Raw genomic sequence first — 20594 nt, 5'->3', positions numbered from 1 at the left:
AACACAAGTGCCCGCCGAGGGAACCAGCGAACACGCGTACCGGCGCACGAACCGCGCACCGGCACCCGTGTTCATGGATTGACTCGGACCCCAACGCGGCCCGGTGACGGCTGCCGGCTAGAACCAGTCGACGCGGGTAATGGTGCGCCCCAGCGCCTTTTCCAGCTTCTTGCACAGCTTGGGCGTGCCGTTCACCAGCACGGCCTCTGCCGCAGGCTTGAGCATGGGCGCATCGACCAGTGAATCGCTATAGGCCACATGCCACTCGCGCACGCCAAACGCGGCAAGCTGGGCGGGCTTGCGACGCCCCACGTTGTGCAGCTTCACGCGCATGCCTAGCGGACCGGGCCCAAGACGGGAGGCGAGCACCTCCACATCGGCCAGGCCTAGTTCGGCCAAGATGTGGCTGACCAGCTCGTGCTCGCAGCCGGTCACCACGATCACCCGATCACCCGCCGCCTGGTGCTGGCGCAGCGCGCGCAGGCCATCGCGGCTGAACTGGCGCGGGCGACGCACGAGGCTGGCGCCGAACGCCCGCGCGGCGGCCTTGTAGCGGTGCTCATCCAGCCCCAACAGGGCCACGTGCACCAGTGCGCGCATCGCCAGCTTGCGCGAGAACGGCGCGACCAAGGTCATCCATGGCAGGGCGACGAGCGCCCCCAGCTTGCGCAACACGGAGCGCTGATAGCGCTCGCGCATGAATAGATAGAACGCGTCGCCGTGGATCAGCACGCCGTCGAAGTCGAACAGCACCACGCGCGACGCAGCCGCGCCCGGCTCCGCCGCCATCGGCTCTGGATGGTTTTCCCCTGTGGACATGGAGCAGCTCTTACTGGTCGGCGAACAGTCGCTTCAACTCTGCACCCGGGTCGGCGGCACGCATGAATGCCTCGCCTACGAGGAAAGCATTGATGCCCGCGTCGCGCAGTTGAGCCACGTCGTCGGGCGTGTGGATGCCCGACTCGCTCACCAGGATGCGGTCGTATTCCATCAGCTGCTGCAGCTCCAGCGAGGTTTCCAGCGACGTGTGGAAGGTCCGCAGGTTGCGGTTGTTCACGCCAATCAGCGGCACCGGCAAGGCCAGGGCTCGCTCCAGCTCTTCCGCGTCGTGCACTTCGCACAGCACGTCCAGGTCCAGCTCCGCCGCCAGCAGCGACAGGTCGAGCAGCGCGGCATCGCTGAGTGCGGCGACGATCAACAGGATGCAGTCGGCACCGATCGCGCGCGCTTCGTACACCTGGTACGGATCGATCACGAAATCCTTGCGCAGCACCGGCAACGAGCACGCCTCGCGCGCCTGCTGCAGAAAATCCTCACTGCCGTGGAAGAAGTCCTTGTCGGTCAGCACCGAGAGGCAGGCCGCGCCACCCAGCTCGTAACTGCGTGCAATGGCGGCCGGGTCGAAATCCGGGCGAATGACGCCCTTGCTCGGGCTGGCACGCTTCACCTCGGCGATCACCGCCGGCAGGCCGGCATCGATCTTGGCTTCGATGGCGGCGGCAAAGCCGCGAGTTTCGGGCAGGTCGCCCACGCGCGCGGCGAGTTCGGCCAGCGGCAGCTTGGCGCTGCGCTCGGCGACCTCTTCGGTCTTGCGGGTAAGGATGCGTTGAAGAATGTCGGTCATGTCAAAAGCTTGCGGGGTCGAGGCATGAAGGGAGCGTGAGCGTCAGGCGGTTTCCGCGAGGCGCCGCGTGGTGGCCACGAAGGCGTCCATTTTTGCACGGGCCGCGCCGCTGGCGATGGTTTGCCGTGCCAGCTCAATGCCCGCGCCAATGGAGTCCACCACGTTCGCCGCATAGAGGGCTGCGCCCGCATTGAGGCATACGATGTCGTGCGGCACGCCGCGGCGGCCTTCCAGCGCCTCCAGCAACATGGCGCGCGATTCTTCGGCATTCTCCACGCGCAGGTTGCGGCTGGAGGCCATGGACAGGCCGAAATCCTCCGGCTCCACTTCGTACTCGCGCACTTCGCCGTCGCGCAGCTCGCCCACCAGGGTGGCCGCGCCGAGCGAGATCTCGTCCATGCCGTCGCGCCCCCACACCACCAAGGCGTGCTTGGCGCCCAGCGCCTGCAGCACGCGCACCTGGATACCGACAAGGTCGGGGTGGAACACACCCATAAGGATGTTCGGCGCGCCGGCTGGGTTGGTCAGCGGGCCCAGAATGTTGAACAGCGTGCGCACGCCCATTTCCTTGCGCACCGGCGCCACCACCTTCATGGCGGGATGATGGTTGGGCGCGAACATGAAGCCGATGCCGCACGCTTCCATGCACCGCGCCACCATGGCCGGCGGCAGGTCGATCACCGCGCCCAATGCTTCGAGCACATCCGCGCTGCCCGACTTGGAGGACACGCTGCGCCCGCCATGCTTGGCGATTCGCGCGCCAGCCGCTGCCGCAACGAACATGGAGGCGGTGGAAATGTTGAAGCTGGAGGCACCATCGCCGCCCGTGCCCACGATATCCACGAAATGTTCGTGCGGCGGCAGTTCCACCTTGGCCGACAGCTCGCGCATTACGCGCGCCGCGCCCGTGATTTCGCCCACGGTTTCTTTCTTCACGCGCAGGCCGGTGATGATGGCCGCGGTCATCAGCGGGCTCACCTCGCCGCGCATGATCTGTCGCATCAGCTCGATCATCTCGTCATGGAAGATCTCGCGATGCTCGATCGTGCGCTGTAGGGCCTCCTGCGGCGTGATGGTGACGCGGCGCCCCACCGGTGTCGTCTCCGCCGCGCTCATGCGGCCAGCTTCAACGGCAGGCCGAGGAAGTTGCGCAGCAGGTCATGACCGTACTGGGTGAGGATCGACTCGGGATGGAACTGCACACCCTCAACGTTGAGGGTCTTGTGGCGCAAACCCATGATCTCGTCGATCGAACCGTCGGCGTTCTCGGTCCAGGCCGTCACTTCCAGGCAATCGGGCAGCGACGACTGCTCCACCACCAAGGAGTGATAACGCGTGGCCTCGAACGGATCGGGCAGCCCGGCGAACACGCCCTGGCCGCGATGGCGCACCGGCGAGGTCTTGCCATGCATGATCTGCTTGGCGCGAATCACCTTGCCGCCGAATACCTGGCCAATGGCCTGATGTCCCAGGCACACACCGAACACGGGAATCTCGCCGGCCAGCTCGCGCAACACATCCAGCGACACGCCGGCATCGTCGGGCGTACCCGGCCCCGGCGAAATCATGATGTGCGAGGGCCGCAGCGCGCGGATACCCGCCACGTCCAGCGCATCGTTGCGCACCACCTTCACCTCCTGGCCCAACTCGCCCAGGTACTGCACGAGGTTGAAGGTGAAGCTGTCGTAGTTATCGATCATTAGCAACATACGCAATCAACTCTATGATCATCAATTACTTACATGAAAATCAGCCGATCGGAAGTGTCTCCACGCGACCCGCTCATCACATAGTTAGTTGGCCGCATCGAAGCAGTGGTCAACGGGGAGAGGATACCGTGCGGTGCAACATGACGCTAAGTGCCCCGTAGCACACATCCCAAGCGACATTTGGACACTCACATGCCGGAGAGCTTTCCATGCCCGAGCCATCGAACGCGTACACGTACCTGCTGGTGATCGAACGCATGATTCATGCGGAAAGCCTGCTTTCCCAGGAAGAACGTAGCGCGCTGAACGCCTGGGAGCGGGAATATCTCCGCGGCGATGGAAACTGGGTAACCTCCGACTGGCCCGGCTGGGCCGATGTGTTCAGGCGCATCCAGCACTAAGCGATGGGCAGCCGCGCCCAGGCAGCGAGGCCCTGCGAAAAGCAGGGCTAGCACCTTGAGACACTGGATGACCTGACCTCGGCCGTTGAAAAGCGCCTCCGGCGCTAGCCGGAACAAAGTCCTCCGATTCCACCAGGTTTCGCGGGCGGCCTGGCGCAAAGCGCAAAACCCTATGCCAAACCGCCGACTCAATCGCCACGGGCACCGATGAGCCGCGCCGGGCCCAACATGTCCGCCGTGATGCCCGCCTCCTGCAAATGCCCGGGCAGCGGGCGACCCAGCGCCAGGTGGGCGCAGGCTTCGCCCATGGCGGCGCTGGTCTGGATGCCGTAGCCGCCCTGGGCGGCCACCCAGAAGAATCCTGGGGCATCGGGGGCGAAGCCGCCCACCAGGTCGCCATCGGCCACGAAGGAGCGCAGCCCGGCCCAGCTGCGCCGAGGCCGGTGGATGCTCATGGTGGTGGCTTCCTCGATGCGATGGATGCCGATCGCGATATCCAGCTCCTCCGGCTGCACGTCGTGCGGCGGCACGTCGTCGGCATTGGCCGGGCAGCCCAGCAGCAGGCCGGCATCGGGCTTGAAGTAGAAGGTTTCGTCCAGGTCGATAACAAAGGGCCAGCGCGCCGTATCCAGCCCGGCGGGCGGCTCGAACAAAAAGGCCGAGCGACGGCGCGGCTGGATGCCGATGGGTGCTACTCCGGCCAGCGCGGCCACCTGATCGACCCAGGCGCCCGCGGCGTTCAACAGCAGCGGCGCGCGGTAAGTCGCTTCGCCGGCATGCACGACCCACTCGCCTGCATCGCGCTCGATGGCGCGGATGGCCACGTTGCAATGCAAGTGCCCACCGCGCTGGCGCAAGCCGCGCAGAAAACCCTGGTGCAATTCGTGCACTTCGATATCGGCCGCGCCGGGCTCAAACAAGCCGATCTGCGCCGCCTCCGCGCGCAACACGGGCACGGTGTCGCGCAGCCACGCCGCATCCACCACGCGGAGCCCGCTGGTGCGCGGCGCCATCTCCTCGTAGTCGGCATGCACGGCATCGGTCTGGTCGGCGCGGGCGATGCTCAGCGAACCGCGCGGCGTCAGGATCGCGTGCGCGGCAAAGCCCGGTGGCGGTTGATCGAAGAAGGGTCGCGCGGCACGGGTGAGCGCGCGCACCTGCGGCGAACCATAGGTTTCGGAGAACAACGCCGCGGAGCGACCAGTGGCGTGCACGCCGGCGTGTTCCTCACGCTCCAGCACGATCACCCGCGCATGTGGTGCGAGGAAGTACGCCACCGAGGCGCCGGCCATGCCGGCACCGATCACAATGACATCGGTCTGCAGGGAATGCGTCATCTCAGGGTTTTACCTCAGGCAGGTGCCAAGTTGCATGCAATCGCGCGTGCTCGTGCTGCGGCAGCAGGACGAACACGGGGTGATCGTCCGGCTTGAGCCAGGCGAGCACGTCACGCATGACGGCTTCGGGCATGGCAGTACAACCGGCGGTGCCTTCGGTCGGCGCGCGCCATACGTGGGCGAAGATGCAACTGCCGCCACCGGGCTTGCCCTGGGCGTTGTGCTCAATGACAAAACCCACCGTGTACAGCGGGTCGCCGTTGAGGTGCAGGTCGCGGCGCATTGGCTCACTCGAACCGGCCACGGCCTGCTCACCCACTTCGCGCGCGTCCACGATACGGTTGTAGTAGGGCGAGCCGTTCACGTCGATGCAGTAGTCGGACACCTGCAAGGCGCGATAAGGCATACGGGTATCCGCGCTCGCGGCATAGCCAAACGTCTCGCCGATGCGATACACGCCGGCGGCGCTACGGCCATCGCCTTCGTGCTTCTGCGGCCCGTCGGCCTGAGGCGCGTTGAGGCCAAGGCCCCAGGCCGAGCCGGACTGCCCCACCACCACGGCTTGAGCCTCGCCCACTGGCTGCCAGTCGCCATGCACCCATTCATAGCGGCGCAATACGCCGTGATCGGCGTTCCAATCCGGCGTGATGACCAGCACCATCTGTCGCGCGTTTTGCCACGGGACGCTTTGCGATGCAGCCATCACGGTGCCCACCAGCGCCCACAGCACCAGTGCGCTCCAGCGATACCGCGCCAATGGACGGCGACGTTCATGCGATGTGCTCATCATCCAGCGTCTCCAGCGCGCGCACGCCGTGGATGCCCAGGCCGGGCGCGTCGTCGAGGGTGATATCGGGCCCGCGAAAATGCGCGCCACCGTCTACCGGGTTGTACCTGCACAACTCCGGGCCGTCCAGATCGATCACGCGGATCACCGCAGCCCGCGCAGCGGCGACATGGGCGGCAGCGGTAACGCCGATGGCGCCTTCGAGCATGCAGCCCATCATGCAGGTGAGCCCGTGCTCGGCCGCCACGTCGGCGATGCGCAGGGCGCGCGCAATGCCACCGGCTTTCATCAACTTGATATTGATGATGTCGCAAGCGCCTCGACGGGCCAGCGTGACGGCCTGTGCCTCGTCAAAGACGCTTTCGTCGGCCACTACGGGCGTCTCCACGCGCTCGGTGACATAGGCCAGGCCGTCGATGTCGCGCGCGGGCACGGGTTGCTCCAACAGCTCCGCCCGCACACCCGCGTGCTCCAGCGTGTGCATCACCTGCACGGCCTGTTCGGCAGTCCAGCCCTGGTTGGCGTCCAGCCGCAGGCTGGCCTGCGCGCCCACGGCCTCGTGGATGGCGAGCACGCGTGCGATATCCAAGGAGGACTCGCGACCCAGCTTGATCTTGAGCGCGCGGTAGCCCAACGCCACCGCCTGCTGCGCGCTGGCGACCATGGCGGCGACCGTATCCACGCTGATGGTGAGGTCGGTGCGCAGGTGCGGTACGCCGCCGCCCAGCCAGCGGTAAAGCGGCACGCCCTGCGCCTGTGCCCAGACATCGTGCAGGGCGATATCCAGCGCTGCCTTGGCGCTGGGTTGCCCGGGCACGGCCGCATGAATCATCGCGTCGAGCCGCGCGGGTTCATCCAGCACACAACCGATCAGCTTCGGCGCCAGTACGCCGCGTATCGTGCCCACGATCGAGGCGAGCGTATCGCCGGTAATGGCGGCTGTCGGTGGCGCCGAGCCGTAGCCGACCAGGCCTGTATGGGTGCGCAGACGCACCACCACGTCCTCGGCCTGCTCGACGGTGCGCAGCGCCGTGCGAAACGGTTGCCGCAGCGGCACACGCATCACACCCAGCTCGATCGCCTCGATGCGCATCGAGCTCACGGGCGTATATGCACGATGCCGGTCATGTGGTCGACATAGCTGCGCCCGTCTTCCAACAGCAGCGGGAGCAAGGGGGTGACCGATACGGCGTTGAGCTTGACCCGGCGCACTTCGCCGTAACCGTCGCGATAGGCGATGCCGGTGGTGTCGTGAATCACGTACGGCTCTCCGTTTCGCTGCCCCACCACCATCATCACGTGGCCAGGTATGTACACCAGGTCGCCCACGTTCAGCGCACGCACGGCGCGCATGCGGGTTTCGTGGTCATCGCCGGCGGCGAAGGTTTGGTGGTTCAACGCAGGGCTGGTTGCCTGGCGACCGGTGTCGCGCGGCATTTGCACGCCCATGCTGCGGTACACATCCGAAACGAAGCCGCTGCAGTCACGCGCATCGTAGTCGTGCCCCCAGCCGTAGCGCTCGCCGAGGAACTTGAACGCCTGGCGCAGGATGTTCGCCTCGGTGAGCGGCAGATAGCCGTCCATCGTGTCGCCCTGGCGCGGCAACAGAGCGGGCGACAATCGCAGCGAGCCGTCGTCAGCGCGCGTGGGCAGCTCGACCACCTGGGCGGCATAGGGCGATTCGCCGTTTACCGGCTGATCGGCCGCGTGATCGGTCAACCAGGGCACCGACACGCCCATGTCCAGCGCAAGCTGCGAGAGTGCTGGCTGTTCGCGGGTATAGACAGTTTGCACATGCGCGCCGGTGACGATGCGCCGGGGCATGCGTTGCTGGTAGCCGAACACTTGTTCGGCGCTGCCCAGTGCCACATTCTCTCGACGCGTCCAGGCGGCGTAGCGTGGGCTCACCACGAACAACCAGTGGCCGTCCTGGCTGGTATGCACGATGGCCACGGGCGTACCGGGGAATTCGGCCGTCTCCTGGAAGCGATCGATATCCACATCGCCCTGCGTGGTGAACACGCGCAGGTCAGAGGGAAAGCTGCGCAAGGCGGCCCGCCGCACAATCAGGCCATAATTCAGGGCTTGCTGCGCGGGCACGCGGTCCAGTGCCAATTGAGCCACCACGCCTTGCAGCGCACTCGCTTCCACACGCCGCCCCTGCTCGTCGAACAGGGCTCGCTTGGGCAGCTGGGAAATGCCGTTGATCCACGCCAGTACCTGCTCGCGCGACACGCTGGCCGGCAGGCTGCGCAGGTCATGCATGGATGGATCGAGCTGATAGAGCTTGCGGTTCTGCGCCTCGATGGCGGCAGCATCGAGCAACACGCGATCGGGCGCGCTCAGCTGCTGGATCCAGTACGCCGGCGCGAGCATGGCATCGTCACTCATGCCGATCACGCCCGACGGCGGCACGTCCGGCTGGGACGCCGCACTCGCCGCCAGCGCGGGCACAGGCACCGCAAGCACCGCCAACCAACACACCACCGCTTGTAGACATCGCATGCGCTGCCCTTGTATTCCGACCGGATCGCACCAGCGCTGAGCATATCGCCTCGCGCGGCGAAGAACCTGTAGGATGCCTCGACAACATCCGGGGAGGACGACATGAAGCTGTTACGCACCGTGGGTGGCACCATCGCGATGACGTTGGCACTTGGCAGCACCGCCGCCCCTGCGCCGCAGGATCTCCCGATCACCCTCGACACGCACGTCGATATCCCCTTTGCCTTCATGCATGACCCGCGCTTTGATGCGGCGCACTCGCCCGTGCTCAAGGTCGACCTGGACAAGATGGCCCGCGGCGGCCTGGATGCCGCGTTCTTCATCGTGTACGTGGAGCAAGGGCCACTGACGCCAGCCGGCTACGCCAAGGCGGTGGCACAGGCGCAGCGCAAGTACGACGCCATCGCGCTGATGCTCAAGACCTATCCCGACCGCATCCGCCTGGCCACCACGCCCGAGGAGGTGCGCGCGAACCGCGCCGCCGGCAAGCTCTCGGCGATGATCGGCGTGGAGAACGGCTATTCGCTGGGCCACGACATCAAGAACCTGGACAAGGCCTATGCGCGCGGCGCGCGCTACGTCGGCCTGGCCCACATGGGCCACAACGACCTGTGCACCAGCTCCACCCCGGAGGCCGACCTTGGCGACCCGCCGCTCAGTGACGCCGGCATCACCGACTTTGGGCGCAGCGTGGTTAAGCGCGCCAACGAGCTGGGCATCATGGTGGACGTATCGCACTCCTCCGATGCCTGCGTGCGCGACGTGCTGGCGCTCTCCGGTCCGCCGGTGATCGCCTCGCACTCCTCCTCCCGCGCGCTCACCAACCACCCGCGCAACCTGCCCGATGACTTGCTGCGCGCCATCGCGGCCAAGGGCGGCGTGATCCAGGCGGTGGCGTACAAGGGCTTCTTGAAGCTCGATCCCGGCCGCGAACTGGCCGAAAAGGCCTTGCAGGCCCAGGTTGCCAAGGCCGCCGGTGACAAGGCGTACGACAGCGAGAAGCACGATTACCTGCCGACCTACATCGATGGCATGAAGCGCATCGATGCCGCCTTCCCGCTGCCCACGGTGGACGACTTCGCCAAGCACATCCGCCATATGGTGGACGTGGCCGGCATCGACCATGTCGGCATCGCCTCGGACTTCGACGGCGGCGGCTACATCGATGGCTGGCAGGACGCCACCGAAACACGCAACGTCACCGCCGCCCTGCGACGCCAGGGGTTCAGCGACGCGGACATCGCCAAGCTGTGGGGCGGTAACTTGCTGCGCGTCTGGGGCGAGGTGACGCAGTACGCCAAGACCCATCACACAGCGGGCTGAGCCCATGCGCCGCGCCTTGCTGTTCCTTGTGCTGGCCGTACCGCTTGGCCCCCACGCGCGCGCCGACGACGCTCCGCCGCTGTCGCCCGCACGTACCGCTGCCGAAGCGGGTCTCGTGGATGTGCGCACACTGGCGCCGGACATGGATGAAGACATCAAGTACGCCGGCAGCGACAACTTCGTCGGCGCGCCGGTGGATGGCTACCTGGCGCCCAAGTGCCTGCTGCTGAAACCGGCGGCCGAGGCGCTGGCGCGTGTGGAGCATGAGCTGCACGCGCGACACCAGCGACTGAAGCTGTTCGACTGCTATCGGCCCGCGCGGGCGGTGGCGCATTTCGTGCGCTGGGCGGGTGACCTGTCCGATCAGCGCACCAAGGCAGCGCATTACCCCGAGCTGGACAAGAGCGCCCTGCTCGGCGACTACATCGCGCCCGTGTCGGGACACAGCCGTGGCGCCACCGTTGATCTCACGCTGGAACAATGCGACGCGCATGACACCCATTGCGCGCCACTCGACATGGGCACCGACTTCGACTACTTCGGCACGCGCGCAAACACCGACTCACCACAAGCGACGCCGGCGCAACACACCAACCGGGAACGGCTGCGGCAGGCGATGGAAGCGGGCGGCTTTCGCAACTACGCGATGGAGTGGTGGCACTACACGCTGACGCCGGAGCCGACACCACGGCAGATCTTCGACGTGCCGGTGCAATAGCGAGCAGGCGCGATCTACTTTCCTGCGACTACCTCTCGCCTGACATCACAAGAGCTCTAAGCATGCTCTGACCTTGATCGTCACCCCAGCGAACGCTGGGGTCCAGCGTCTGCAAATCATTGAACGTAAAGGCACTGGATGACCAGCCCTTCGGCTGTTGAAAAGCGCATCCCGCATTCGCTGGGATGAAAGTGCAAAGCAGAGCGGCCCTATCGCGTAGACAACGCCGGCTGCGGAAAGGCCAGCACGTTGGCGGTATAGCTCTCCACCACCAGACTGAAAGGCCGGTTCGACGCATCGAACAACACCGCACGATGCTGCAGCACGTAATGCGGCAGTTGCAGTTCGCCAGTCGCCGCCGGCAGCGGCGCGCCCATCTCCCAGCCTTGCGGCAGCGGCGACCACAGCAGGTCCGCTGCCAGCGTCTGGCGGCGGAAGTGCAGTGACTGCACCACCTTGCCGAAGGGCGTATCGGAGGTATCCAGCGTCTGGTTCATGGCCTCGGTGAGTCGCGCGGGCACGTACCAGTTGTCCGCTTCGGACAGCACCAGCCCGCCGCAGGAAAGCTGCACGCGGCGATAGCGCACCGGCTCGTCCGGCCCGATACCCAACTGCTCGCGCGCGCCATCGGGCAGCGGTTTATCCACGCCATGCACGCGGCCGGCCACGACCTTCGCCTCGGTCGCCAGGTGATGCACGCCGCACCAGCGCTCCAGCGTCAACGTGGCGCTGGGGTGGCTGAGCAGGTCGGCGTTGAGTGATTGCAGCAAGGCGAGCACCTCCACACGCGAGGTGGCGTCATCGCGCCACACGGGCGGGGCATCGGGCGTGCGAGCCTGCACCGGTGCCATCAAGGTGCCGGTGGAAAGGCCGATGGCGCAGGAAATGACCGCGCCGCGTCGCACGCCGCGCATGCTCACAGGCCCTTGGCCGCTTGTGCCACCGCGCGGAACAATGCGCGGCCCTTGCTCATGGTCTCCTCCCACTCGGAAGCGGGGTCGGAGTCGTACACGATGCCTGCGCCCGCCTGCACGTGCAGGCGGCCGTCCTGGATCACCGCGGTGCGGATGGCGATGGCGGTGTCGGCATCGCCCCACCAGCCGATCCAGCCGATGGCGCCCGCGTAGATGTTGCGCTTGTACGGCTCCAGCTCCTGGATGATCTCCAGCGCGCGGATCTTGGGTGCGCCACTGAGCGTGCCCGCCGGGAAGGTCGCCTTGAGCACGTCCATGTAGCCCACATCCGGGCGCACCGTGCCCTGCACCTGCGACACGATGTGCATGACGTGCGAGTAGCGCTCCACCACGAAGGATTCGCTGACTTCCACGCTGCCGGTGTCACTGATGCGACCAATATCGTTGCGGCCCAGGTCGATCAGCATCACGTGCTCGGCCCGCTCCTTGGGGTCAGCGAGCAGTTCGGCCTCCAGCGCCTGGTCCTCGGCCTCGGTGGCGCCGCGCTTGCGCGTGCCGGCCAGGGGGCGCACCACCACCTTGCCGTCCTTCAGGCGCGCCAGGATCTCCGGCGAGGAGCCGACGATCTGCGTGTTGCCCAGATCGACGAAGTACATGTACGGCGACGGATTGAGCGCGCGCAGGGCGCGGTAGACGTCCACCGGGCGAGCATTGAAGCCCACGCTCAAGCGTTGCGAAGGCACCACCTGGAAAATGTCGCCGGCGCGGATGTATTCCTTGGCGCGCTCCACCATCGCCTCGAACTCCTCCTTGGTGAAGGAGGACTTGAAATCGCTTTCGTCCAGCGCGGTGGACTGATTGAGCTGCGGGTAGGACACGCCGCTCTGGCGCAGGCGGTAGACCAGCGCATCCAGTCGGCGCTGCGCCTGGGCATAGGCGTGCGGCTGCGCCGGGTCGGCGTGCACGATCAGGTACAGGCGGCCCTTGAGGTTGTCGAATACCGCCACTTCCTCGGCCAGCATGAGCAGCACGTCGGGCGTACCCAGCTCGTCGGCGCGATCCCAGCGCGCCAGGCGCGGCTCGATGTAGCCGATGGTCTCAAAGCCAAAGTAGCCCACCAGGCCGCCACTGAAGGCCGGCAACTGCGGCAGTCGCGGCACGTCGTACTGTTGGCGCAGCTTTTCGATCTCACCCAGCGGATCGTCCAGGTGGCGGCGCTCGGTGACTTCGCCGGCGTCTTCCACCTCCAGCTCGTGGCCGCGCAGTCGGTACACGCGCTTGGCCGGCAAGCCGATGATGGAGTAGCGACCCCAAGTAGCGCCGCCCTCGACCGATTCGAACAGGAAGGTGTAGGGGCCATCGGCCAGCTTCAGGTAGACCGAAAGCGGCGTATCAAGGTCGGAAAACACTTCGCGCACCAGCGGAATGCGGGTATGACCCTGCGCGGCCAGCGCGTCGAAATCGTCTCGGGAAATCACGTAGGGGAGTCCGGATGGCCAAGCTTGAACGGCCATTGTAGAGGCAGGCGCACGGCGAACCGAACCCCTTGGAGCCAGTTCGCGACGCATTTTTCCGCTTGTTCCGCCATCGCCACGCGCCTAACCTTGCCTGGTCACTGTTTTCATGCGGTATCCCCAGGGGAATCCAAGGGTATGGACCACCATTGCCTCGTCCTTTCCGGCCGCCTGCTCGACGGGCATGACGCCGCCACCGTGCAGGAGCGCCTGGCGGCCGCCTTTGGCATGGCCATGAACAGCTTTCGTGAGCGCGTGTTCGAGCACGCGCCCCTGATCATCCGCCGTGGCCTGGATGTCGCCACCGCCGAGACCCAGGCGGCGCAACTGCGCGCCATGGGCGTGGAAGCGGAGGTGCTCCCCGACACAGGCGCCCTGGCCTGGCTGCGTCGCGACGGCCAGATTCATGGCCCGCTGCCGGTCGATGCACTGGGGCGCTATGCCCAAGCCGGGGACCAGTGGTGCCACGATGGCGGGCAAACTTGGTTCGCCTGGGAACACGCGGCCGACCCGTCGGAGGCGGAAGGCACGCCCGCCCCTGAATTCGCGATGCCGCCCGAAGCGCCGGCGTCACCCGATGCAGCGCACGCGGCATACGACGAATCACAGCACGCATCCACCGAGGCGCATGGCGAGCCACCGCCGCTACCGCCCGCGCAACCCGTAGCGCCTCCGCCGTTATCCAGTGGCCCAACGCCCGTCGCGCCCACAGGCCAGGGCCCGCTATCTACCCTGGCTGTGGTCGCCGGCCTGGTGGGTTTGCTCGCCGTGCTGGTCCATGCGCTGGCGCCGATCGCGCTGCTGCTGGCCATCGTCGCGCTCGTCTATCTCTACCGCCGCCCGCTGTTGCGCGGGCGTCCCTGGGCAGTGGCCGCGCTGGCACTGAGCGCGGTGGCGCTGTTCCTGTGGCTGGAGCGGCCTGCGCCGCAACCGGTGGCTCAGCCCTATGTGCCGCGTCCGCTCAAGCCGCTGCCCAGCGGCACCGCCACCTCTGGCGACCAGGTGGCGCTGGCGCAGTGTGCCGCCAAGGCGCCGGAACCCAAGAACGACGAAGATCGTTTCCTGCTCACCGGACAGCGCCTGCTCACCGGACGCGCGCAGCGCAAGGGCGACACTTATGTGGCGGAAGCGGCGGTGTCGGTAAACCCTCAATGCCAGCCCAGCGCGTTGCAGTTGTATGTGTTCCGTCATGGCGTGCTGGTGGGCACCGCGCTCGATACCGCCGTGACGCTGGCCACGACTCGCCTGGATCAGTTCGATCTGATCGATGATCAGCACCTGCGCGTCACCCTGGCGCCATGCGGCAAGGAGCCAGGCAGCTGCGCACCGGCCGCCGTGCGGGAAATCGCGGTGATGCCGGGCGGCGGTGGCTGGACCCTGGGTGAGATCAAGTAAGCGCGATATCGCTTACAGGCGCTGGCGTGGCATACCGTGCAGTTGCAGGGTGAAGGCCACGCCGCTGCCGTCCTCCAGGTTACGCGCCATCGCGACGCCGCCGTGACGCTCGGCCACCAGGCGAACCACATACAAGCCCAGGCCCAAGTGAGGCGCATCGCCGGGCGTGGCCTTGTCGCGCAAGCTCACCAGTGAATCGAACAAGCGACCCTGCATGGCGGCCGGCAGCGGCGGCCCCTGGTTGGCTAGTTCGATCTCGGCGCCACCCTCCAGCGGCCGCAGGCTCAGGCGCAACCACCCGCCCTCGGGGGTGAACGACAAGGCGTTGTCGAACAGCTTGTCCAGCGCTTGCGCAATCAACTCCGGCGCGCAATGCAGGTGCAGTGGCGCGACGGGAAGCTGCGCCTCCAGGCGGCGCGTGCCGGCCAGCGGTCGGTACGCTTCGCTGCAACCGCGCACCACTTCCACCAGGTCCACGTCTTCCGGCTCGGCGGCGGCAATGGCGCGCTCCATGCGGCTCGCCTCGCTCATGGCGCGCACCAGCATGCCCAGGCGCGCCACGCCATCGCGAGCACGCAGCAGGTAGGGCTGCGCATCCGGCGGCATCGCGTGTTGCGCCTGCAGGGCGTGCTCCAGGTTGTCGAGCGAGGACTTCACGATCGCCAGCGGCGTGTTCAGTTCGTGCGACAGCTTGGACGCCAGGGTGCGCAGGTAATCGGTATAGCCGCCCACCACCTCGAACAGGCGCTCGAAGCTGCGCGCGAGATCGCCGATTTCGTCCTCGGCGTTGGTCATCGGGAACGGGCCATCCAGGCGCCCATCGTTCAACTGCGCACGCTCAGCGGCGTCGCGCAGGCGCCCCAGGCGCAAGCTCAAACGTGTAGCGAAGATCAACAGGATCGCACCAGCCACCAGCAACACGGTGAAGCTGGTCAGCAGCAAGCCAAGCAGCGCGCGATTGGCGAGCAGCGGCACCGCGCGACTAGCCTGCTCCAACAGCAGCACGCCGCGCACCTGGTCGTCGCGCTCGATCGGCACCGCCGCCGCCAGTACCACGCTGCCGCGTGCTTCGCCTTGGCGCCACAACGTGGCCGGCTTGCCGGCGGCCGCCTCGTGCACCTCGGCGACGTCCAGGCGCGGCACGTCCTGCATCCAGGGCTCGGCTTCGCCCACCTGGTCGGCCAGCAGTGAGCGATAGACCAAGGCCGCGAACCATCCCGGTTGTTCGCCTGGCGCAGTGGCCGGCGCTGCCAGATGGCCGGTCTGCGCGAGCAGCCAGCCTTGCGGCGCCAGCACGCGCGCCTCCACGCCATCCAGGGCGAGCTGTGAGAGCTCCTTGGACAAGGGCGCCGAGTAAGTCACTAGCGGGCGCGACTGCACGGCCTGCGGGTCGCCGCCGCTCGCCGGGTCGTAGATCGCCACGCCCAGCGCATCGATGCCCAGGTTGCGCGGCAGGCGCAGCTCCACGTGGTAACCGCTACCGTCCTCCTGCCATTGCGCCGTGATGCGGCTGGGCAGGCCATCCACCGCCGGATCGAGCGCGCGCGCCGTCAGCATGCCAGGCGCGGCGCTGGCCAACAGGTAACGTCGGCTCTGCTCGCCCTTGCCGAGGCTGAGCACGAGATGGTCGGCGCTCAAGGCGTTGGGATCATCTGCGTCGGCGCGCGTGCGTTGTGCGCTGCGCACGTCGGCGTAGAGGTAAAGCCAATCGGCGTCCTGTGCGAGCAGCAGCTTGCCGCGGCGGTCCAGCGGCTGGCTCCACGGCGTGAGCGGCGCCCAGTCGTCGCCATAACCATCGATGGTGATGGGGTTGACCGCCTGCTGCACGTACCACACGGCGCCCGCGGGCGGCAGCGGCGCATCCGTTACCACCAGGCTGCGCGCCATCGCGCGCGCGGATGCGGTGAGCGCCTGCGCCTGGCCTTCGCGCAACAGGGTTTCCATCTGCCGCACGTACAGCCAGCCGGCCACCGGCAGGGCCAATGTACACAGGGCGACCAGGAGCAGTTTGCGGCGAAGAGTCATGCGCGAACCATACCGAAAAGTTCGCTCAGTGCTTGGCCTTGGCGCCAGCCGCGCGGGTGACAGCGTAGGTGGTCTGTTCGGCCACGCCACGGAACTGGGCCAGCAACGCGGGCTTGTCCGGGTCGTCGTGGGCCAGCGTCATCGACCAGCTCAGGCGGATGCCGCTGGCGAGACCCGGATCGCAGAACACCACCACGTCGTCCTTGTGATCGGTACCCTCATAGAGCACACCGCGACACGCCAGCGCCTTGTTGTCGAGCGCGAACACGCCCGCCTTGCCGCCGGGATCACGATTGAGATAGCGGTGGCGATCGTCCTGCACTTCTGCCTCCAGCGAGGAGAGTTTGGACGTCCAGATGTTGAGCACCATTACGCGCTCGGGCTCGCCCGTCCAATCGCCCTTGTACAACACGAGGTTGACGCCAATCGCCTTGGCGTACATGCAGCAATCCTGCGTCCAGCCATCGGGGGCGCGGGTATGCAGGGTATAGGCGGGAATATCCCGATCGGCCGCGCCCTGCACGTCGACGTCCTTGCCTACCGGTTCGGCCGCCTGCGCCACCGTCATCGCCAACCACAGCGCCGGCGCACACCACCAGCGCTTCATTACGGCTTCCATCGATAGCCCACGCCATGCACGGTTTCGATGGCGTCGAACTCCGGCGCCACCGCGATGAACTTCTTGCGGATGCGCTTGATGTGCGAGGTGATGGTGGCGTCATCCACCACCAGCTCGGCTTCGCGCATGAGCTGGTCGCGGTTCTTTACGTGGCCGGGGAAGCGCACAAGCGTGTGCACCATCCAGAACTCCGTCACGGTGAGCGGAATCTCTTCGTTGTTCCAGGTGATGCGCATACGCTCGGATTCGAGCTTGAGCGGGCCGTGCTCGATCACCGTTTCGCTGCTGGCGGGCACCTTGAGCGATTCGATACGACGGAACAGCGCGGCGATACGGGCGGCCAGCTGATGCAGGCTGGTGTCCTTGCTGAGGTAGTCGTCCGCGCCCAGTCGCAGGCCGGAGATCACGTCGAAATCCGAGTCGCGCGCGGTGAGGAAGATGATCGGCAGCGTGGCCGACTTGGCGCGCAGCTCGCGGCACAGGTCAAAGCCGCCCTCCGGCTCGTCGCCCAGGCCGATGTCGATGATGACCAGCTCGGGCAGGCGCATAGCAAAGGCGCTGGAGGCCTCTTGGCGCGAGCCGTAACCACGCGTTTCGTAGCCAAAGCGGGTCAGCGCTTCGACGTAGTTGGCGCGGATCAGCGGTTCGTCTTCGACGATGGCAATGCTGCGGCCCATGGCTCGCTCCATAACGGCAATGGCGCGCAGGGTGAAGCCTGCGCGAGCGCCGCGCAAGCCAAAACGGCAAGCTGCCCGCGTTTCGCCATTTACCGCCGCCGCGCTGCCATAGCTCACTTGCCGGGTGCAGGCGTCGCTTATCGTTCGTGCACATGCCCAGCCCAACCCTGGAACGGGCAGCCGGCTTAGGCATTCACGTGAGCGAGGCACGCGCATGGGGGGTCATTGGGCTCTTCGGATCGCTGGGCCCGTTCGGCCTCGCTCGACGGCGCCCGGGCCGACCTGACCACGCTCACCGGTGAACGAACGAGCGCTGTCGCTGCAGCGCAACATGCTGCGACAAGACTGACAAGATGCCCTTTCCCGGGCCGATCTTGCCCGCATTTCGCCATTTTCGGGTCCTGGTGCCGGCCGGCGGCCTTGGCCGAATGGGGCCGTCTTCGCAGGAGTTCTCGTTATGCGCCCCACCCAACAGCCCCCTATCGATCCCAATGCCGAATTGCGCGGCTTCGAGCCATTGCGCGTCGTGCTGGCGCTGGGCGCGCTGGTGCTGGGCCTGGTGATGAGCCTGCACTGACAACTGTTTCCGCGGGCGGCGCCCTGCCGCCGTCGCCCGCCCCATACGCCGTGGAAGGCATCGAGGCGGCTGGTGCGCAAGGAAGCGCGCCGGCCGCCAGGGGCCCGAAACCCGCCACCGCCTTACCTCGTCCTACCTGGCACGTTCCTCCCCGCCTCCCGGCGGGGATTTTTTTGCGACCGACCCGGTGAATCCGGGGAACCAATGGCCGCGTCCCCGGTCCATTCTTACGGTGACGCGGGTTCTTGCCGTGGATCCGCGTTCATCATGTGGTCTCCTCAAACGTCGTTCCGACGAAACTTATCCCGGCGCACCCACGCCGGGATTTTTCTTTGAGGAGGGCGCCAATTCAGGCGCTGACGGCTGCCAGGTTCTGGCGCATGGCGTCGATCACACCCTTGTAATCGGGCGCGTTGAAGATGGCCGAACCGGCCACGAAGGTATCCGCGCCCGCCGCCGCGATCTCGCCGATATTGGCCGCGGTAACGCCGCCATCGATTTCCAGGCGAATGGCACGGCCGCTCTCGTCGATGCGACGACGTACCTCGCGCAGCTTGTCCAGCGCGGAGGGAATGAACTTCTGCCCACCAAAACCCGGGTTCACCGACATCAGCAGCACCAGGTCGAGCTTGTCCATCACGTAGTCGAGCCAGCTCAGCGGCGTGGCGGGGTTGAACACCAGGCCGGCCTGGCAGCCCGAATCCTTGATCAGGCCAATGGTGCGATCCACGTGCTCGCTGGCTTCCGGATGGAAACTGATGAGGCTGGCACCGGCCTTGGCGAAGTCCGGCACGATGCGGTCCACCGGCTTCACCATCAGGTGCACGTCGATCGGCGCGGTGATGCCGTAGTCGCGCAGCGCCTTGAGCACCATCGGGCCCATGGTGAGGTTGGGCACGTAATGGTTGTCCATCACGTCGAAATGCACCCAGTCCGCGCCGGCGGCCAGGGCCTTGGCGGTGTCCTCACCCAGGCGGGCGAAGTCGGCGGAAAGGATGGACGGAGCGATGACGTTGGCTTGTTTGCTCATGGCGTGGCAACAGGGAATGGAGAGTCGGGAATAGGGGAAGCGTAACACTGCCCTGTCGCCGGGCCCTGATGACCTGAGCGCGCCTTACTTGAAGCCGCGCTCGGACTTGATGCGCTCATAGGCGGCATTGATCTCGCTGGCGCGCGACTCGGCCTGCTTGCGCATGGCTTCGGGCAGGTCGCCGAGGCGATCGGGGTGATGTTCGGAAATGAGCTTGCGATAGGCGCGCTTGACCGCGCGGTCGTCCACGCTGCGGGAAATGCCCAGCACCGTGTACGGGTCTGGCCCCTGGGTATTGCGTTGGGGCGGCACGTAACCGCCATTGCCGTGACCGTAGCCGCGCGAGCCGCCCCCGGCCGAGGCGTTCCAGGCGTAGCCCTTCATCGCCATCAAGGCCATCAGCTCCATGTCGCTCACGCGCAGGGCGAAGGCAAGCTGGCGAAGAATGGCCATTTTCTCCGGCGGCGGGTTGCCCTCGGCGAGCACGGTTTCGATCACCACGTCCAGCACGGGAAACGCGTGGTCACGGCGCAGGCCCACCCAGCGGCGCAGCTCTTCGATGGCCGGGGTCACGTTGAACTCCGGCTGCTTGCCGCTGTTGAACGCGATGATGGCCTGCTTGCGCAGGTCGTTTTCCAAGCCCATGCGCTGCATGAGGCGCTCGGCCACGGCGATTTCCGCCTCAGACACGCGACCATCGGATTTGGCCACCGCGCCCAGCAGGGCGAACAGCGGGCTCACGTAACCGCCCGGGGGCGGCGTGACGCGGCGGCGTTGGCCTTGGCGCAGGCTGTCGATGACAAAGCCGGTAATGCCGCCAACCACGGCGCCGGGCAGGCCGTGGCCGAAGATCAGGCCGAACAGGGCGAGCCAGAGAGTCCAGGTAAAGGTCATGGGTTGCCTTGAGGTGACGGCGTCTGCGCGCTGTACCAGCGTGCCAGTTCATCCAGGTCCGCGTCGCTCATGGGGCCAATGGCCGCGCGCATGAGCGGCACATTGCGGCGCCCGTCGCGGTATTGCTTGAGGGCTTCGCGCAGGTAGTCGAGCTTTTGGCCGGCCAGGTTGGGGGCGCCGGGAATCTGCGCCATGCCGGTTTCGCCATGACAGGCGGCGCACAGGCCCAGCCGCGCGGGCCGCGTCGGCGCCGCGGCACCCGCCGGCAACGCGGCCGCAAGCATCAGCGCGGCGAGCGCGAGCGCGATCCCGGTGCGGAAACACGATGGAGCGGTGCGAGGCGGCTGACGCATGACAACGAGCCCAGGCCCAAAAAGCGCCGATTCTAGCAGCCCTTGGCGTCCTCGCCGGGGGCCGGTCGACACGGCCGGCGGCGCGCATGCGGGTGCCAGCCGTTACAATGGCCGACTTGATCGCCGGCCCGCCCGGGCCGTCGTCCTGCCGCCTTATTGACCTGGTGCCCCAGGCTGTCCTTCCAGGAGTGA

The 20594-nt window shown here is 66.8% G+C and carries 20 protein-coding genes; 4 read left to right on the top strand and 16 right to left on the bottom strand.

Annotated elements, in window-relative coordinates:
- Positions 1-117: 117 nt before the first annotated feature.
- From AC3G2C_RS04850 to AC3G2C_RS04835, 4 genes are read right to left on the bottom strand one after another with little or no spacing between them, the layout of a single operon-like run.
- Positions 118-819: an HAD family hydrolase gene (locus AC3G2C_RS04850; protein WP_488383490.1), complete on the bottom strand. Its 702-nt coding sequence runs from the start codon at positions 817-819 to the stop codon at positions 118-120.
- Positions 820-829: 10 nt separating this feature from the next.
- Positions 830-1624 carry an indole-3-glycerol phosphate synthase TrpC gene (gene trpC / locus AC3G2C_RS04845; RefSeq protein ID WP_488383489.1) on the bottom strand — a complete coding sequence of 265 codons (795 nt, stop codon included), beginning with the start codon at positions 1622-1624 and terminating at the stop codon, positions 830-832.
- 42 nt (positions 1625-1666) lie between these two features.
- Positions 1667-2740 carry an anthranilate phosphoribosyltransferase gene (trpD, locus tag AC3G2C_RS04840; protein ID WP_488383488.1) on the bottom strand — a complete coding sequence of 358 codons (1074 nt, stop codon included), beginning with the start codon at positions 2738-2740 and terminating at the stop codon, positions 1667-1669.
- Positions 2737-3333: an anthranilate synthase component II gene (locus AC3G2C_RS04835; RefSeq protein WP_488383487.1), complete on the bottom strand. Its 597-nt coding sequence runs from the start codon at positions 3331-3333 to the stop codon at positions 2737-2739. Before AC3G2C_RS04835 ends, trpD begins: the two co-directional genes overlap by 4 nt.
- Before the next feature lie 209 nt (positions 3334-3542).
- Between AC3G2C_RS04835 and AC3G2C_RS04830 the strand changes: the two genes are divergently transcribed.
- Positions 3543-3734 (top strand): hypothetical protein, encoded by a 192-nt coding sequence (locus tag AC3G2C_RS04830; RefSeq protein ID WP_488383486.1) that lies wholly within the window; start codon positions 3543-3545, stop codon positions 3732-3734.
- Positions 3735-3922: 188 nt separating this feature from the next.
- Here AC3G2C_RS04830 and AC3G2C_RS04825 read toward each other — a convergent pair whose 3' ends face one another.
- The 4 genes from AC3G2C_RS04825 to AC3G2C_RS04810 are packed head-to-tail and all read right to left on the bottom strand — an operon-like array spanning position 3923 to position 8363.
- The gene (locus AC3G2C_RS04825; RefSeq protein WP_488383485.1) at positions 3923-5071 is read right to left on the bottom strand and encodes an NAD(P)/FAD-dependent oxidoreductase; all 1149 of its coding nucleotides are present in this window, start codon (positions 5069-5071) and stop codon (positions 3923-3925) included.
- 1 nt (position 5072) lies between these two features.
- On the bottom strand, positions 5073-5858 hold the full coding sequence (locus tag AC3G2C_RS04820) for a L,D-transpeptidase family protein (protein ID WP_488383484.1): 786 nt from the start codon (positions 5856-5858) through the stop codon (positions 5073-5075).
- Entirely contained in the window at positions 5842-6951 is a 1110-nt protein-coding gene (locus tag AC3G2C_RS04815) for a dipeptide epimerase (RefSeq protein ID WP_488383763.1), read from the bottom strand. Before AC3G2C_RS04815 ends, AC3G2C_RS04820 begins: the two co-directional genes overlap by 17 nt.
- Before the next feature lie 5 nt (positions 6952-6956).
- A complete protein-coding gene (locus AC3G2C_RS04810) occupies positions 6957-8363 on the bottom strand; it encodes a C40 family peptidase (protein ID WP_488383483.1) in 1407 nt (468 codons plus the stop codon).
- A gap of 102 nt (positions 8364-8465) precedes the next feature.
- Here AC3G2C_RS04810 and AC3G2C_RS04805 point away from each other — a divergent pair, with 102 nt between their 5' ends.
- Positions 8466-9686 (top strand): dipeptidase, encoded by a 1221-nt coding sequence (locus AC3G2C_RS04805; RefSeq protein WP_488383482.1) that lies wholly within the window; start codon positions 8466-8468, stop codon positions 9684-9686.
- 4 nt (positions 9687-9690) lie between these two features.
- Positions 9691-10404 carry a M15 family metallopeptidase gene (locus AC3G2C_RS04800; protein ID WP_488383481.1) on the top strand — a complete coding sequence of 238 codons (714 nt, stop codon included), beginning with the start codon at positions 9691-9693 and terminating at the stop codon, positions 10402-10404.
- 209 nt (positions 10405-10613) lie between these two features.
- On the opposite strand, the gene AC3G2C_RS04795 is transcribed toward AC3G2C_RS04800, so the two are convergent.
- The gene (locus tag AC3G2C_RS04795; protein WP_488383480.1) at positions 10614-11318 is read right to left on the bottom strand and encodes a hypothetical protein; all 705 of its coding nucleotides are present in this window, start codon (positions 11316-11318) and stop codon (positions 10614-10616) included.
- A gap of 2 nt (positions 11319-11320) precedes the next feature.
- On the bottom strand, positions 11321-12832 hold the full coding sequence (gene trpE, locus AC3G2C_RS04790; RefSeq protein WP_488383479.1) for an anthranilate synthase component I: 1512 nt from the start codon (positions 12830-12832) through the stop codon (positions 11321-11323).
- 138 nt (positions 12833-12970) lie between these two features.
- Between trpE and AC3G2C_RS04785 the strand changes: the two genes are divergently transcribed.
- Positions 12971-14227, top strand: coding sequence for a hypothetical protein (locus AC3G2C_RS04785; RefSeq protein WP_488383478.1), 1257 nt, complete (start codon positions 12971-12973; stop codon positions 14225-14227).
- 12 nt (positions 14228-14239) lie between these two features.
- On the opposite strand, the gene AC3G2C_RS04780 is transcribed toward AC3G2C_RS04785, so the two are convergent.
- The 6 genes from AC3G2C_RS04780 to AC3G2C_RS04755 all read right to left on the bottom strand — a co-directional run bounded on the left by AC3G2C_RS04780 (position 14240) and on the right by AC3G2C_RS04755 (position 20333).
- A complete protein-coding gene (locus tag AC3G2C_RS04780; RefSeq protein ID WP_488383477.1) occupies positions 14240-16252 on the bottom strand; it encodes an ATP-binding protein in 2013 nt (670 codons plus the stop codon).
- A 25-nt stretch (positions 16253-16277) separates the two neighbouring features.
- The gene (locus tag AC3G2C_RS04775; RefSeq protein ID WP_488383476.1) at positions 16278-16859 is read right to left on the bottom strand and encodes a hypothetical protein; all 582 of its coding nucleotides are present in this window, start codon (positions 16857-16859) and stop codon (positions 16278-16280) included.
- Positions 16859-17548, bottom strand: a complete 690-nt coding sequence (pdsR, locus tag AC3G2C_RS04770) for a proteobacterial dedicated sortase system response regulator (protein WP_074546320.1) — start codon at positions 17546-17548, stop codon at positions 16859-16861. Before pdsR ends, AC3G2C_RS04775 begins: the two co-directional genes overlap by 1 nt.
- Before the next feature lie 926 nt (positions 17549-18474).
- Positions 18475-19155 (bottom strand): ribulose-phosphate 3-epimerase, encoded by a 681-nt coding sequence (rpe, locus tag AC3G2C_RS04765; protein WP_488383475.1) that lies wholly within the window; start codon positions 19153-19155, stop codon positions 18475-18477.
- Between the two features lie 84 nt (positions 19156-19239).
- Positions 19240-20049 carry a co-chaperone DjlA gene (gene djlA, locus AC3G2C_RS04760; protein ID WP_488383474.1) on the bottom strand — a complete coding sequence of 270 codons (810 nt, stop codon included), beginning with the start codon at positions 20047-20049 and terminating at the stop codon, positions 19240-19242.
- The gene (locus tag AC3G2C_RS04755; RefSeq protein WP_488383762.1) at positions 20046-20333 is read right to left on the bottom strand and encodes a c-type cytochrome; all 288 of its coding nucleotides are present in this window, start codon (positions 20331-20333) and stop codon (positions 20046-20048) included. The genes djlA and AC3G2C_RS04755 overlap by 4 nt, the downstream gene beginning before the upstream one ends.
- Between the last annotated feature and the right edge of the window lie 261 nt (positions 20334-20594).

The sequence above is a fragment of the Frateuria sp. sgz306004 genome (genome assembly GCF_057750885.1).
This window is presented reverse-complemented; position numbering and strand designations above follow the sequence as displayed.

Excerpts from the sequence above, each read along its gene's own strand:
- AC3G2C_RS04810 (WP_488383483.1), bottom strand. The coding sequence starts at position 8,363 with ATGCGATGTCTACAAGCGGTGGTGTGTTGGTTGGCGGTGCTTGCGGTG.
- trpE (WP_488383479.1), bottom strand. The coding sequence starts at position 12,832 with ATGGCCGTTCAAGCTTGGCCATCCGGACTCCCCTACGTGATTTCCCGA.
- AC3G2C_RS04850 (WP_488383490.1), bottom strand. The coding sequence starts at position 819 with ATGTCCACAGGGGAAAACCATCCAGAGCCGATGGCGGCGGAGCCGGGC.
- AC3G2C_RS04820 (WP_488383484.1), bottom strand. The coding sequence starts at position 5,858 with ATGAGCACATCGCATGAACGTCGCCGTCCATTGGCGCGGTATCGCTGG.
- rpe (WP_488383475.1), bottom strand. The coding sequence starts at position 19,155 with ATGAGCAAACAAGCCAACGTCATCGCTCCGTCCATCCTTTCCGCCGAC.
- djlA (WP_488383474.1), bottom strand. The coding sequence starts at position 20,049 with ATGACCTTTACCTGGACTCTCTGGCTCGCCCTGTTCGGCCTGATCTTC.
- AC3G2C_RS04755 (WP_488383762.1), bottom strand. The coding sequence starts at position 20,333 with ATGCTTGCGGCCGCGTTGCCGGCGGGTGCCGCGGCGCCGACGCGGCCC.
- AC3G2C_RS04795 (WP_488383480.1), bottom strand. The coding sequence starts at position 11,318 with ATGCGCGGCGTGCGACGCGGCGCGGTCATTTCCTGCGCCATCGGCCTT.
- AC3G2C_RS04775 (WP_488383476.1), bottom strand. The coding sequence starts at position 16,859 with ATGAAGCGCTGGTGGTGTGCGCCGGCGCTGTGGTTGGCGATGACGGTG.
- trpD (WP_488383488.1), bottom strand. The coding sequence starts at position 2,740 with ATGAGCGCGGCGGAGACGACACCGGTGGGGCGCCGCGTCACCATCACG.
- pdsR (WP_074546320.1), bottom strand. The coding sequence starts at position 17,548 with ATGGGCCGCAGCATTGCCATCGTCGAAGACGAACCGCTGATCCGCGCC.
- AC3G2C_RS04785 (WP_488383478.1), top strand. The coding sequence starts at position 12,971 with ATGGACCACCATTGCCTCGTCCTTTCCGGCCGCCTGCTCGACGGGCAT.
- AC3G2C_RS04835 (WP_488383487.1), bottom strand. The coding sequence starts at position 3,333 with ATGTTGCTAATGATCGATAACTACGACAGCTTCACCTTCAACCTCGTG.
- AC3G2C_RS04780 (WP_488383477.1), bottom strand. The coding sequence starts at position 16,252 with ATGACTCTTCGCCGCAAACTGCTCCTGGTCGCCCTGTGTACATTGGCC.
- AC3G2C_RS04805 (WP_488383482.1), top strand. The coding sequence starts at position 8,466 with ATGAAGCTGTTACGCACCGTGGGTGGCACCATCGCGATGACGTTGGCA.
- AC3G2C_RS04830 (WP_488383486.1), top strand. The coding sequence starts at position 3,543 with ATGCCCGAGCCATCGAACGCGTACACGTACCTGCTGGTGATCGAACGC.
- trpC (WP_488383489.1), bottom strand. The coding sequence starts at position 1,624 with ATGACCGACATTCTTCAACGCATCCTTACCCGCAAGACCGAAGAGGTC.
- AC3G2C_RS04815 (WP_488383763.1), bottom strand. The coding sequence starts at position 6,951 with ATGCGCATCGAGGCGATCGAGCTGGGTGTGATGCGTGTGCCGCTGCGG.
- AC3G2C_RS04800 (WP_488383481.1), top strand. The coding sequence starts at position 9,691 with ATGCGCCGCGCCTTGCTGTTCCTTGTGCTGGCCGTACCGCTTGGCCCC.
- AC3G2C_RS04825 (WP_488383485.1), bottom strand. The coding sequence starts at position 5,071 with ATGACGCATTCCCTGCAGACCGATGTCATTGTGATCGGTGCCGGCATG.